The organism is Aliigemmobacter aestuarii (assembly GCF_004799285.1).
GTDB classification, from domain to species: Bacteria; Pseudomonadota; Alphaproteobacteria; order Rhodobacterales; family Rhodobacteraceae; genus Aliigemmobacter; species Aliigemmobacter aestuarii.
Genome location: NZ_SSND01000003.1, coordinates 175,751 through 187,689, shown reverse-complemented (window position 1 = coordinate 187,689; position 11,939 = coordinate 175,751). Strand labels below are relative to the sequence as shown.

General features: G+C 66.9%; 12 protein-coding genes and 1 tRNA gene. 9 read left to right on the top strand and 4 right to left on the bottom strand.

Annotated elements, in window-relative coordinates; all coding sequences use genetic code 11:
- Nucleotides 1–49: 49 nt before the first annotated feature.
- Nucleotides 50–1,393, top strand: coding sequence for a methylenetetrahydrofolate--tRNA-(uracil(54)-C(5))-methyltransferase (FADH(2)-oxidizing) TrmFO (gene trmFO / locus E7811_RS12150; RefSeq protein WP_136394924.1), 1,344 nt, complete (start codon nt 50–52; stop codon nt 1,391–1,393).
- A 2-nt stretch (nt 1,394–1,395) separates the two neighbouring features.
- Nucleotides 1,396–2,253 (top strand): tRNA glutamyl-Q(34) synthetase GluQRS, encoded by an 858-nt coding sequence (gene gluQRS / locus E7811_RS12145; protein ID WP_246020414.1) that lies wholly within the window; start codon nt 1,396–1,398, stop codon nt 2,251–2,253.
- Between the two features lie 14 nt (nt 2,254–2,267).
- On the opposite strand, the gene E7811_RS12140 is transcribed toward gluQRS, so the two are convergent.
- A complete protein-coding gene (locus E7811_RS12140) occupies nt 2,268–3,275 on the bottom strand; it encodes an LLM class flavin-dependent oxidoreductase (protein WP_136394923.1) in 1,008 nt (335 codons plus the stop codon).
- Nucleotides 3,276–3,488: 213 nt separating this feature from the next.
- Here E7811_RS12140 and E7811_RS12135 point away from each other — a divergent pair, with 213 nt between their 5' ends.
- From E7811_RS12135 to E7811_RS12115, 5 genes are all read left to right on the top strand, one after another.
- Nucleotides 3,489–3,995, top strand: a complete 507-nt coding sequence (locus E7811_RS12135; RefSeq protein ID WP_136394922.1) for an Lrp/AsnC family transcriptional regulator — start codon at nt 3,489–3,491, stop codon at nt 3,993–3,995.
- Nucleotides 3,996–4,159: 164 nt separating this feature from the next.
- On the top strand, nt 4,160–5,302 hold the full coding sequence (locus E7811_RS12130) for a glycine cleavage T C-terminal barrel domain-containing protein (protein ID WP_136394921.1): 1,143 nt from the start codon (nt 4,160–4,162) through the stop codon (nt 5,300–5,302).
- 28 nt (nt 5,303–5,330) lie between these two features.
- On the top strand, nt 5,331–5,780 hold the full coding sequence (locus tag E7811_RS12125) for an OsmC family protein (protein WP_136394920.1): 450 nt from the start codon (nt 5,331–5,333) through the stop codon (nt 5,778–5,780).
- 18 nt (nt 5,781–5,798) lie between these two features.
- Complete coding sequence (locus E7811_RS12120; protein WP_136394919.1) at nt 5,799–6,596, top strand: enoyl-CoA hydratase; 798 nt, start codon at nt 5,799–5,801, stop codon at nt 6,594–6,596.
- A 5-nt stretch (nt 6,597–6,601) separates the two neighbouring features.
- Entirely contained in the window at nt 6,602–8,248 is a 1,647-nt protein-coding gene (locus tag E7811_RS12115; RefSeq protein WP_136394918.1) for an acyl-CoA synthetase, read from the top strand.
- Between the two features lie 193 nt (nt 8,249–8,441).
- Here the strand turns inward: E7811_RS12115 and E7811_RS12110 are convergent.
- Both E7811_RS12110 and E7811_RS12105 read right to left on the bottom strand, forming a co-directional pair.
- Nucleotides 8,442–8,517 (bottom strand) — tRNA-Thr (locus E7811_RS12110).
- 51 nt (nt 8,518–8,568) lie between these two features.
- A complete protein-coding gene (locus E7811_RS12105; protein ID WP_136394917.1) occupies nt 8,569–10,227 on the bottom strand; it encodes an ABC transporter permease in 1,659 nt (552 codons plus the stop codon).
- A gap of 106 nt (nt 10,228–10,333) precedes the next feature.
- Here E7811_RS12105 and E7811_RS12100 point away from each other — a divergent pair, with 106 nt between their 5' ends.
- Nucleotides 10,334–11,206 (top strand): hypothetical protein, encoded by an 873-nt coding sequence (locus E7811_RS12100; protein WP_136394916.1) that lies wholly within the window; start codon nt 10,334–10,336, stop codon nt 11,204–11,206.
- Nucleotides 11,207–11,284: 78 nt separating this feature from the next.
- Here E7811_RS12100 and E7811_RS12095 read toward each other — a convergent pair whose 3' ends face one another.
- Nucleotides 11,285–11,539, bottom strand: coding sequence for a DUF2312 domain-containing protein (locus tag E7811_RS12095; protein ID WP_136394915.1), 255 nt, complete (start codon nt 11,537–11,539; stop codon nt 11,285–11,287).
- A 174-nt stretch (nt 11,540–11,713) separates the two neighbouring features.
- Here E7811_RS12095 and E7811_RS12090 point away from each other — a divergent pair, with 174 nt between their 5' ends.
- Nucleotides 11,714–11,929, top strand: a complete 216-nt coding sequence (locus E7811_RS12090) for a hypothetical protein (RefSeq protein WP_136394914.1) — start codon at nt 11,714–11,716, stop codon at nt 11,927–11,929.
- The last annotated feature ends 10 nt before the right edge of the window (nt 11,930–11,939 follow it).

The window sequence follows — 11,939 nt, the reverse complement described above, 5'->3', positions numbered from 1 at the left end:
CCCCCCGGACCCCCCGAGGGTATTTGGATCAGGTTGAAGGGGCTTGGGCTTGGCGGAGAGGATTCTGCACATCGTGGGCGGCGGCATGGCCGGGTCCGAGGCCGCCTGGCAGGCCGCCGAGGCCGGATGCCGCGTGGTGATCCACGAGATGCGGCCGAAGGTGGGCACTTTCGCCCACAGGACGGGCGATTTCGCGGAAATGGTCTGTTCCAATTCCTTCCGGTCGGACGATGACGAACGCAACGCCGTGGGCCTTCTGCATTGGGAAATGGGCGCCGCGGGCGGGCTGATCATGCGCACGGCGCGCGAACACAAGCTGCCGGCGGGCGGTGCGCTGGCCGTGGACCGCGACCCTTTCGCCGCCGCGGTGACCGCACGGCTGAAAGCGCATCCGTTGATTTCCACATCTTATGAAGAAGTGACCGAGCTTCCAGACGACGGGCACTGGATCCTTGCCACCGGTCCGCTGACAAGCCCTGCGCTGGCTGAAAGCATCCGCACCGCCACCGGGGCCGAAAGCCTTGCCTTCTTCGACGCCATCGCCCCCATCGTCTATGCCGAGACGGTGGACATGTCGGTGGCCTGGCGGCAGTCGCGCTATGACAAGGGCGAGACGGAGGAGGAGCGCACCGCCTATCTGAACTGCCCGATGGACCGCGCTCAATACGAGGCCTTCATCGACGCGCTGCTGGCCGCCGACAAGACCGAGTTCCACGAGGGCGAGACGGCGGGCTATTTCGACGGTTGCCTGCCGATCGAGGTGATGGCCGAACGCGGACGCGAGACGCTGCGGCACGGGCCGATGAAGCCCGTGGGCCTGACCAATGCACACCGTCCGGGCGACAAGCCCTATGCCGTTGTCCAGCTGAGGCGCGACAACAAGCTGGGTACGCTCTACAACATCGTGGGCTTCCAGACCAAGATGAAGTACGGCGCACAAACTTCTGTTTTCAAGATGATCCCTGGCCTTGAGAACGCGTCGTTCGCCCGGTTGGGCGGCATTCACCGCAACACTTTCATCAATTCACCCACGCTGCTGGATGACCGGATGCGCCTGCGCTCGCGGCCCCATATCCGCTTTGCCGGTCAGGTGACGGGGGTCGAGGGCTATGTCGAAAGTGCCGCGATGGGGCTACTGGCGGGGCGGATGGCGGCTGCGGAACTGGCCGGGCGCGACCTGCCGCCGCCGCCCCCCGAAACCGCCATGGGCGCGCTGATCACCCATATCACCGGCGGGGCCGAGGCAAAGACCTTCCAGCCGATGAACGTGAACTTCGGCCTGTTCCCGCCGATCGACGCCAAGGGCGGGCGCAAGGGCCGGAAGGACCGCTACAAGGCCTATACCGACCGCGCGAAAGAGGCCTTCGCGGGCTGGCTGGCCGGGCAGGCCTAGCGATGGCCGGGCAACCGATGCCGGGCTTTGTCACCCGCTTTGCCCCCTCGCCCACCGGGCCCCTGCATCTGGGCCATGCCTATTCGGCGATGCTGGCCCATGACATGGCGCGGGCGGCGGGCGGGCGGTTCCTGCTGCGGATGGAGGACACCGACCTCGAACGCTGCCGCCCCGAATGGGAGGCGGCCATCGTCGAAGACCTGCGCTGGCTCGGGCTGGACTGGGATGGACCGATCCACCGGCAATCGCCCCATATCGAGGCCTACAACGCACGGCTGGAGCCCCTGGCCGAAGGCGGGCTGGTCTATCCCTGTTCCTGCACGCGCGGCGATATCCGCGCCGCACTGGCCGCGCCGCAGGAAGGGGTTGTCCATGCCGTCTATCCCGGCACCTGCCGGGGCCGGTCGATGGAAAGCCGCCAACCCGGTGACGCGCTGCGGCTGGATCTGGCGCGCGCGCTGACCCACCTTGCGGACGCGGACCTGTCGTTTCTGGAAACGGGACCGGCCCATGAAGGGTGCCACCGGATCGATCCCGACCGGGCGCGGCGCGAGATCGGCGACGTGGTCCTGAGCCGCAAGGGCGAAAACTTCGTGGCCTATTTCCTGGCCTCGGCCTTCGACGATGCCGATCAGGGCATCACCCATGTGATCCGGGGCGAGGACCTGTTCGATTTCACCCCCGTGCAGGTGATCCTGCAGCACCTGTTCGGGCTGCCGACGCCGGTCTATCACCATCACCGCCTGATCCGCGACGAGGCGGGCCGGCGCCTCGCCAAGCGCGACGACGCCCGCGCCATCGCGAAATACCGCGCCGAGGGCGCGACGCCCGCCGACATCCGGCGGATGGTCGGGCTCTGATCCCGGCGGGCGGATCAGGCCGCGTCCGCCCTGCCCCGCAGATCCCGCAACACATCGGCCGCGATCGCGAAGGACCGGACCCGCGCGACCGGGTCATGGATCATTCCGGTCACGATCAGTTCGTCCGGCCTGTGGGTCTTCAGCAGCGGCTCAAGCTGGCCGTGCAGCGTGGCGGCGGAGCCCGTGGCCGAACAGGACAGCGCCTGCCGCACCTGCGCCAGAACCGGCGGCGGAATCTCGGCCTCCACATCCTCGACCGGGCGCGGGAGCTTGCCCGGCTGGCCGCTGCGCAACCGCGCGAAGGCCAGAATCTGGGATGACCGCAGGTAACGGGCCTCGTCATCCGTATCTGCGGCGCAGACCCCGGCGGCGATCATCACATACGGCGCGCGCAGGCGGGCGGAAGGACGGAAGGTACGGCGGTAGATGTCCAGCGCCTGTTCCAGCATCGCCGGGGCGAAATGCGAGGCGAAGGCGAAGGGAAGGCCCAGATGCGCCGCGAGTTGCGCGCCGTAAAGGCTCGATCCCAGGATCCAGACCGGAACCTGCGTCCCCTCGCCGGGAATGGCGCGCACCCGGCTGTCGGGCCGGGGATCGTCGAGATAGGCCATCAGCTCAAGAACATCCTGCGGGAAATTGTCCTCGGGCGCCATGTGGCGGCGCAGCGCGCGGGCGGTGGCCATGTCGGTGCCGGGCGCGCGGCCAAGGCCAAGGTCGATCCGGTCCGGGAACAGGGTGGCAAGGGTGCCGAACTGTTCGGCGATGACCAGCGGCGCGTGGTTCGGCAGCATGATGCCGCCCGCCCCCACGCGAATTGACCGGGTCGCCGCCGCCACCTGGCCGATCACGACCGCGGTCGCGGCACTTGCGATGCCGGGCATGTTGTGATGTTCGGCAAGCCAGTAGCGGTGATAGCCGAACCCTTCGGCGGCCTGTGCCAGCGCGACGGTCGCGGCCAGCGCATCGGCCGCTGTCCTGCCTTCGGGGATCGGGGACAGGTCGAGAAGGGAAAACTGCTGCATCGGGTCCTCTGTCCCTTTCCACGTAAGGCGTCTGGACCGGGAAGCCAAGACCGGGAAGCCAAGACCGGGAAGCCAAGAAGGGGAGGCCAAGGGCGTGGCCCGGCGCTTGCGGGCGTTGGCATTCCGCCGCTTCAGTGCGTAGATGGAGCGCGCGACGTCCTCAGGGGGCGGCGATGTGACCGGGAAAGACCGACGAGGGAAGGCCACCGCAAGATGAAACCGCTGGAGCTTGACGCGGCCGATATTCGTATCCTCTGCGCATTGCAGCGGAACGGACAGCTCAGCAAGTCGCGACTGGCCGAGATGGTCGGCCTGTCGGCCACGCCCTGCTGGGCGCGCTTTTCACGTCTGAAGAAGGCCGGGCTGATCCGTGGATATCGGGCCGAGCTTGCGCTGGCGCGGATCGTGGATCTGGCCAAGGTTGTGGTGACCGTATCGCTGAAAAGCCACCGGAAATCCGATTTCGACCGGTTCGAGAAGCACATCCTGCAATGTCCCGAGGTCATCGACTGCATCGCGACCGGCGGCGGGATGGACTATGTGATGACCGTGGTCACGACCAGCCTGCCCGCGTTCCAGACCCTGATGGAAGGGATGCTTGAGGCGGAACTGGGGATCGACCGCTACATGACCTACATCGTCACGCGCGAGATCAAGGCAACCGAACCCGATCTGGCGCGCCTGATGGCTGGGCGCGTCGCTAGGCTCGACACCCCCTGAACCGCGCGTTGGACCAATCAGGCTGGAGGCGGCGAAACTTCGGCCCGTTCGGTCCGCCGATCCGCCGTCTTTGGCCCGTTCGCACCGGCCGATCCGCCTAATCATCTGCCGACAGAGTGAACGTCGCGCGGTCCCTTGCGGACCCGCCAGCAAGGGCAGAGAAGATGGCAAAGGCAGAAGATTTCGGCTTCGGAACCCAGATCCGCAAATCCCCCTATTTCGACGCGACCGTCCGCTGGGGCGCAAAGGCGTTCTCAGTCTACAACCACATGTACATCCCGCGCGAATTCGGCGATCCGGAACAGAACTTCTGGAACCTGATCAACGATGCGATCCTGTGCGATGTGGCCGTTGAACGCCAGGTCGAGATCACCGGACCGGACGCCGCGCGTTTCGTTCAGATGCTGACCCCGCGCGATCTGTCGAAACTGGCGGTCGGACAGTGCAAATACGTCCTGATCACCAATGCCGACGGCGGCATCCTGAACGACCCGATCCTGCTGCGGCTTGGCGAAAACCACTTCTGGCTGTCGCTCGCCGACAGCGACATCCTGCTTTGGGCGCAGGGCGTGGCGGTGCATTCCGGGATGGATGTAACGATCCGCGAACCCGACGTTTCCCCCCTGCAATTGCAGGGCCCGAAATCGGGCGAGGTGATGCGCGCCCTTTTCGGCGACAGCATCATGGACCTGAAATACTACTGGCTGCGCCGGGTCGAACTGGACGGTATCCCGCTGATCGTGTCGCGCACCGGCTGGTCCAGCGAACTGGGCTATGAGCTTTACCTGCAGGATTCGACCCGTGGCGACGCGCTTTGGGAAAGGATCATGGCGGCGGGCCAGCCGCTTGGCCTGAAGCCGGGGCATACCTCGTCGATCCGGCGGATCGAGGGCGGGATGCTGTCCTATCACGCCGATGCCGACATCGGCACGAACCCCTACGAACTTGGCCTCGACCGGCTGGTCAACCTTGAGATCGAGGCCGATTTCATCGGCAAGGCGGCGCTTCGCCGGATCAAGGCGGAAGGGGTGCGCCGCCAGCAGGTGGGGTTGGTGATCGACGGCGCCCCGCTCGGCGGCCCGAACACCACCTTCTGGCCCATCCACCGCGACGGCGCGGCGATCGGCAAGGTCACATCGGCCATTCATTCGCCGCGCCTTAAGCAGAATATCGCGCTGGCCATGGTCGCGGTGGAACATGCCGCGATCGGAACCGCGCTGGAGGTGGCCACGGCAACCGGCCCGCGCCGGGCCATCGTGGTGGAACGCCCCTTCTACGACCCGAAGAAGACGCTGGCCGCGGCCTGATGCGCATGGCCCGGAAGGACGACCCGAAATGACCGAACTTTCGATCCAGCTGCACTGGCAGCGCACCGAGCCGGCGCTGAAGACCGGCGCCTATTCGAACGCCCACAGCGTGCAGTTCAACGACCGGTATGACCTGCCGGTCGATGCCGCCCCCGACTGGGGCGGCGACCCGACCAACACCAACCCCGAACAGGCGCTGGCCGCCGCACTGTCAAGCTGCCACATGATGACCTTCCTCGCGCTTGCGGCCAAGGCGGGCTGGCCCGTGGCCAGTTACCACGATCACGCGGTGGCGCATCTGGGCAAGAACCCGAAGGGCCAGATGTCGGTCACGCGGATCGACCTGCACCCGGTGGTGCGCTTCGACACGGGCTTTGCGGTGGATGATGCCACGATGGCCGACATGCAGGACCGGGCGCATCGCTACTGTTTCATCGCGAACACGCTGGCCGACAGCGTGGACGTGAACATCCTCTGACCGGCCGGGGTGACCGCGATGCAAGACGACCTTCTGCTGCATGACCTTGACCAAGACGGCATCCTGCGCCTGACCCTGAACGATCCCCGCCGCCGCAATGCCCTGTCCGAGGCGATGCTGGGCCGTCTGGGTGCGGCACTGGCAGGGGCGGCGGCTGATCCGGCGGTGCGGGTGATCGTGCTGGCCGCCAACGGGCCTGCCTTCTGCGCGGGCCACGACCTGAAGGAACTGACGGCGGGCCGCGCCGCGCCGGATCGCGGCCGGGCCTATTTCGCCCGGGTGATGGCACAGTGTTCGGGCGTGATGCAGGCGATCGTGACCTGCCCCAGGCCGGTGATCGCCGAGATCGCCGGCGTGGCCACCGCCGCCGGCTGCCAGCTTGTCGCAAGCTGCGATCTGGCGATCGCCGCCGAGGGCGCCACATTCAGCACCCCGGGCGTGCATATCGGGCTGTTCTGTTCCACCCCGATGGTGGCCCTGTCGCGCAACGTTGCCCCGAAGCACGCGATGGAGATGCTTCTGACCGGCGACATGACACCCGCCGCCCGCGCCGCTGAGATCGGGCTGGTCAACCGTGTCGTCCCCGCCGACCGGCTGACCGCGACGGTGATGGAAATGGCCCGCCGGATCGCGTCGAAATCCACGCTCACGCTGGCGACGGGCAAGAGCGCCTTCTACGCGCAGCGCGAGATGACGCTGGCGCAGGCCTATGACCATGCCTCGGCCGTCATGGTGGAAAACATGCTGGCCCGTGACGCCGAGGAAGGCATCGGCGCCTTCATCGAAAAACGCCCACCCCAGTGGCAGGACGCATGACGGCAATGGCCGAAAACCCCTATAACACCGGGCTGGACCGCAATCCGGCGAACCACCAGCCGCTGACCCCGCTGACCTTCCTTGAACGCGCGGCCAGCGTCTTTCCTGATCAGACCGCCATCATCCACGGCGCGCTGCGACGCAGCTATGCGGCCTTCTACGACCGGTCGCGGCAACTGGCCTCGGCGCTGGCACAGACCGGCATCGGGCGGGGCGATACCGTCTCGGCGCTTCTGCCGAACACGCCTGCCACGCTGGAATGCCACTACGGCGTGCCGATGTCCGGCGCGGTGCTTCATTCGATCAACACCCGGCTTGATGCGGCGGTGATCGCCTTTCAGCTGGACCACGCGATGGCGAAGGTCGTGATCGTCGACCGCGAATTCCTGCCGCTTCTCGACCAGGCGCTGGCGCTTGCAGCCGTGCGCCCCGTTGTGATCTGCCATGACGACCCGGAATTCGACGGCGCCGTGGCGGTTCCAGCGGCCCCCCGCGAGGTCCTGGATTACGAAGCCTTTCTGGCCTCGGGCGACCCCGCTTTCGAATGGCTGATGCCCGAAGACGAATGGGACGCCATCTCGATCAACTACACTTCGGGCACCACGGGCGACCCCAAGGGTGTCGTGTCGCATCACCGGGGCGCCTATCTTCTGGCGCAGGGCAATGCGCTGACCACCTCGATGCAGAAACACGCGGTCTATCTCTGGACACTGCCGATGTTCCACTGCAACGGCTGGTGTTTTCCCTGGACGCTTTCGGCCATCGCGGGCACCCATGTCTGCCTGCGCCAGGTGCGCGCCGAACCGATCTGGAAGGCGCTGGCCGAAAATGGCGTCACTCATCTGTGCGGCGCCCCCATCGTGATGTCGCTGATGATCTCGGCCCCCGACGCGGTGAAGCGCGATCTGGGCCGCCGCGTGCAGGTCTTCACCGCCGCCGCGCCGCCGCCGGAAAAGCTTCTGGCCGACATGCGCGAGGCGGGGTTCGAGGTCACGCATTTGTACGGCCTGACCGAAACCTATGGTCCGGCGGTGGTGAACGATTGGCATCACGAATGGTCGGACCTGCCCCCGGAGCGGCAGGCGGCCCTCAAGGCGCGGCAGGGCGTGCGCTATCTGCCGCTGGAACGTGTCGATGTCCTTGACCCCGAAACCCTGCGCCCGGTGCCCCGTGACGGCCAGACACTGGGCGAGGTGATGTTCCGCGGCAATGTCGTGATGAAGGGCTATTTCCGCAATCCCCGCGCCACCGCCGAAGCCTTTGCCGGAGGCTGGTTCCATTCCGGCGACCTTGGCGTGATGCACCCCGACGGCTATCTGCAACTCAAGGATCGGTCGAAGGACATCATCATCTCGGGTGGCGAAAACATCTCGTCGATCGAGGTCGAAGAGGCGCTTTACTGCCACCCCGCCGTCGCCGTGGCCGCCGTGGTCGCCATGCCGCATGAAAAATGGGGGGAAACCCCTTGCGCCTTTGTCGAGCTGGCCGAGGGCCGGACCGCGGATGCGGAAGATCTGCGCGATTGGTGCCGCGCACGGCTGGCGGGCTACAAGGTGCCCGGTAAGTTCGTCTTCACGCCCATTCCCCGGACATCGACGGGCAAGATCCAGAAGTTCGCGCTGCGGGAACGGGCGCGGGATCTGGCCCCCTGAACCGGCTTCGGGTGGCCGCGGTCTTTTCCGGATCAAGGTACCCTGTCGTCGCGGCGGTGTTCGAGGGGCTTCTGGCGATGGCCGTCTTGGCGGGCTTGCCCCGAACGCTGGTCCCGCGGGCGGGCCGACATGCCGTCCCGCGCGGGCGCATGAATGAACCCGCCAGGGCCATGCAGCAACGGATTGGTCTGATTGGTGCCCCCAGAGGGACTCGAACCCCCGACCCTCTGATTACAAATCAGATGCTCTACCAGCTGAGCTATAAGGGCACTTCCCGTGAGATAGCCGCTGGCGGGCGGCGGTGCAAGCCTTGCCGCGCGTCAGCGATTGGCCCGCGCCAGCAGCGCCACGGCCAGAAGCCCCACGAGCATCACAAGAAGCGCCGCCGGGGCGGCCTCGCCGATCTTTTCGAGGCTGGCAAGTTCATGGGTGCGGGTGGCAAGCGTGCTGTAGTTGAAGGGCCGCAAAAGAAGCGTCGCGGGCAATTCCTTCACGCAGTCGACGAAAACCACCAGCAGCGCGGTCGCCACCGAACCGCGCATCAGCGGCAGATAGACCGCGCCAAGCGTTCCCCCTGCCCCGCGCCCCAGCGACCGCGCCGCCAGCGGCAGGTTCGGCGAGATCCGCCCGAAGGCCGCATCGACCGCGCCCTGCGCCACGCCGAAGAAGCGCACCACATAGGCCAGCACGATCGCAACCGCCGTTCCCGTCAGCAGAAGCCCCGGATCGCTGCCGGTCAGCGCGAGGATCGCATCGGCCAGCCGATGGTCGAGTGCCGCGAGCGGGATCAGGAAGCCGACCGCCAGCACCGCCCCCGGCGCGGCATAGCCAACAGTCGTCAGGGGCAGGATCAGCCGTGGCAGCGGATGGCCGGACAGGCGCACGCCGTAGACCAGGAACACCGCCCCCGCCACAGTCAGCAGCGCCGCCGCCCCGCCGGTCGCCAGCGTGTTGAGGAAGGCCCGAAGCAGCCCCGGCGACACCCATGCCTCGGGTGTCTGCAGGGCATGGCCCAGCATGACGGCCACCGGCAGCACGAACCCCAGGGCGAAGGGCAGAAGGCACAGCCCGAAGGCCAGCCAGCCCCGCCAGCCTGAAAGCGGCTCGGGTTCCAGCGGGCGGTTCTGGCGCGACAAGCGGTGAAAGCGCGCGCTGCGCCGTCCGATGCGTTCGACGGCGACCAGAAGGACGATCAGCGTCAGCATGACGCCCGCGATCTGTGCCGCGCCGCCGGCGTTCCCGGCCGTGAGCCAGGTGCTGAAGATCCCCGTCGTCAGCGTCTGCACCCCGAAGTGCGTGACCGTCCCGTAATCGGCGACGGTTTCCATCAGCGCCAGCGCCACGCCCGCCGCGATCGAGGGCCGCGCCAGCGGCAGGCCCACGCGCCAGAACACGCCCCAGGGTCCGCAGCCAAGCGCGCGGGCAACCTCGTAGGCACAGGCGGACTGTTCGCGGAAGGCCGCGCGCGCCAGCAGGTAGACATAGGGGTATAGCGCGGCCGCCAGTACGATCGCCGCCCCCTCGGGCGACCGGATTTCAAAGAACCAGTAGTCGCGCGCCGAGGTCCAGCCCATCAGCCCGCGCAAGGCGGTCTGCACAGCCCCAGAATAGTTCAGGAAATCGACCAGCGCATAGGCCCCCACATAGGCGGGCACGGCCAGCGGAAACAGCAGCGCGAAATCAAGCCACAGCCGCCCCGGAAAGCGGTACATCGTGACAAGCCAGGCCGCCCCGGTGCCGACCGCCGCCGTCAGGACCCCAACCGCCGCCATCAGGAACAGCGTGTTGCCCAGATAGCGCGGCAGGACCGACGACATCAGGTGCGGCCAGATGTTTTCCGTCGGATGGAAGGCAATCCAGATCACCGAGACGATCGGCGCCAGCACCAGCGCGGCAATCACCAGCGCACCCGCCGACCAGGGATCGGGACGCCAGCCGGTCAATATCCGGCGCGGAAGCTGACTGATTTGGTCGGACATGACCCGTCGATTACAGGAAAGCGGTTTGTCTGTCGAGACAAAGCCCCTATAGTCGCCGCGAAGAACGAACCGAGCAGCCCGAGAGCCAGAAGAAGCGACACGGCCCATGCGCATTGCCTATCACCTTGGGGTCCATTGCACCGACAATGACCGCCTGATTACCAGTCTGGCCCAGAACCGCGATCTTCTGCAGCGCGAGGGCGTCGCCGTCCCGCCGCCTGCGCGCTATCGCACATTGATCCGCGACACGGCGATTTCGCTGAAGGGCCGCACCGCCACACCCGAGACGCAGGCGCTTGTCCTCGACCAGATCCTTGACGACCGCGAGGTCGAACGGGTTGTCCTTTCGTGGGACAGTTTCCTGGCCTTTCCCCTTTGGGCGCTGCAGGGCGGCCTTTACCCCAACGGCGGCCAGCGGATGCACGCGATCGCGCAGATCTTTCCCGATCTCGAGGCGGAATTCTTCCTGGCGATCCGCAGCCCCGCGACCTTCCTGCCCGAACTGCTGAAGAAGCAGCGCGGCAAAAGCTATGACGAATTCATGGGCGGGGTTCACCCGCAGGATCTGTTCTGGTCGACGCTGATCCGCGACCTGCGCGCCCATAATCCCGGCGTGCCCGTCACCGTCTGGTGCGACGAGGACACGCCGCTTCTGTGGCCCGAGGTGCTGCGCACGGTGGCCGACATTCCGCATGACATTCCGCTGGACGGGCAGGACGCGCTTCTCAGGACGCTGATGACCGAAGACGGGATGGACCGGATGAACGGCTACCTCGCGACCCACCCGCCCCGCTCCGAGGCGCAGTGGCGGCGCGTCGCCTCGGCCTTCCTCGACAAGTTCGCCCGGCCCGAGGAACTAACGATGGAGGTAGACCTTCCCGGCTGGACCGAAGACCTGGTCGAGGCGCTGACGGTCCAGTACGAACAGGACGTGGCGCGGATCGCGCATTTGCCGGGCGTGCGGCTATTGCAGCCCTGAGCGGCGCGGACCGACAAGGATTGGCATGGATCGACGCGGGGCCAGGGGCAACCGCAGCCCCCGTGCCCCGCGATCCTGTCAGGACATGCCAAGCGCCTGCTTGTACATCTCCAGGACGGCTTCCTCTTCGGCGATCTCGTCGGGCTTGCGCTTGCGCAGGGCGATGACCTTGCGCATCACCTTGGTGTCATAGCCGCGCCCCTTGGCCTCGGCCATGAGTTCCTTTTGCTGTTCGGTGACATCGCGCTTTTCGGCTTCCAGCTGTTCGTAGCGCTCGATGAACTGGCGCAGCTCGTCGGCGGTGACGTTGTAGGTATCCATCGGGTCGCTCATCGGTTGGCTCCTTCTCGCCCCGCCTGCCTAGCGGCACTGGCCCGCGCACGCAAGATGGGCCCGCGCACGCAAGATGGCCCCGCATCGCGCGGCGGCATCCGCGGCCAGCGGCCTTGCACAGGGCCGCCCGGTCGGCTAGGCGGGACGGGCAGGACAGCCGAAGGGGGATCATCCGTGCAGATATTGGTCATCCTTGGCGCGGTCATCGCGCTTGCCGGCGTCGGCGGGCTGGTCTGGTGCATCCTTCAGGCGCTGAAGGCCCGCCACGCCGGGCTTGACGATGCAGCGATGCGCGCCGCGCTGCAACGCGTCGTGGTGATGAACATGGCCGCGCTTGGCGTCTCGGCGCTTGGGCTGATGATGGTGGTGGCCGGGATCATGCTGTCGTGACCGGCAGCGC

Excerpts from the sequence above, each read along its gene's own strand:
- E7811_RS12130 (WP_136394921.1), top strand. The coding sequence starts at position 4,160 with ATGGCAAAGGCAGAAGATTTCGGCTTCGGAACCCAGATCCGCAAATCC.
- E7811_RS12115 (WP_136394918.1), top strand. The coding sequence starts at position 6,602 with ATGGCCGAAAACCCCTATAACACCGGGCTGGACCGCAATCCGGCGAAC.
- E7811_RS12100 (WP_136394916.1), top strand. The coding sequence starts at position 10,334 with ATGCGCATTGCCTATCACCTTGGGGTCCATTGCACCGACAATGACCGC.
- E7811_RS12140 (WP_136394923.1), bottom strand. The coding sequence starts at position 3,275 with ATGCAGCAGTTTTCCCTTCTCGACCTGTCCCCGATCCCCGAAGGCAGG.
- E7811_RS12125 (WP_136394920.1), top strand. The coding sequence starts at position 5,331 with ATGACCGAACTTTCGATCCAGCTGCACTGGCAGCGCACCGAGCCGGCG.
- E7811_RS12120 (WP_136394919.1), top strand. The coding sequence starts at position 5,799 with ATGCAAGACGACCTTCTGCTGCATGACCTTGACCAAGACGGCATCCTG.
- E7811_RS12095 (WP_136394915.1), bottom strand. The coding sequence starts at position 11,539 with ATGAGCGACCCGATGGATACCTACAACGTCACCGCCGACGAGCTGCGC.
- E7811_RS12105 (WP_136394917.1), bottom strand. The coding sequence starts at position 10,227 with ATGTCCGACCAAATCAGTCAGCTTCCGCGCCGGATATTGACCGGCTGG.
- E7811_RS12135 (WP_136394922.1), top strand. The coding sequence starts at position 3,489 with ATGAAACCGCTGGAGCTTGACGCGGCCGATATTCGTATCCTCTGCGCA.
- gluQRS (WP_246020414.1), top strand. The coding sequence starts at position 1,396 with ATGGCCGGGCAACCGATGCCGGGCTTTGTCACCCGCTTTGCCCCCTCG.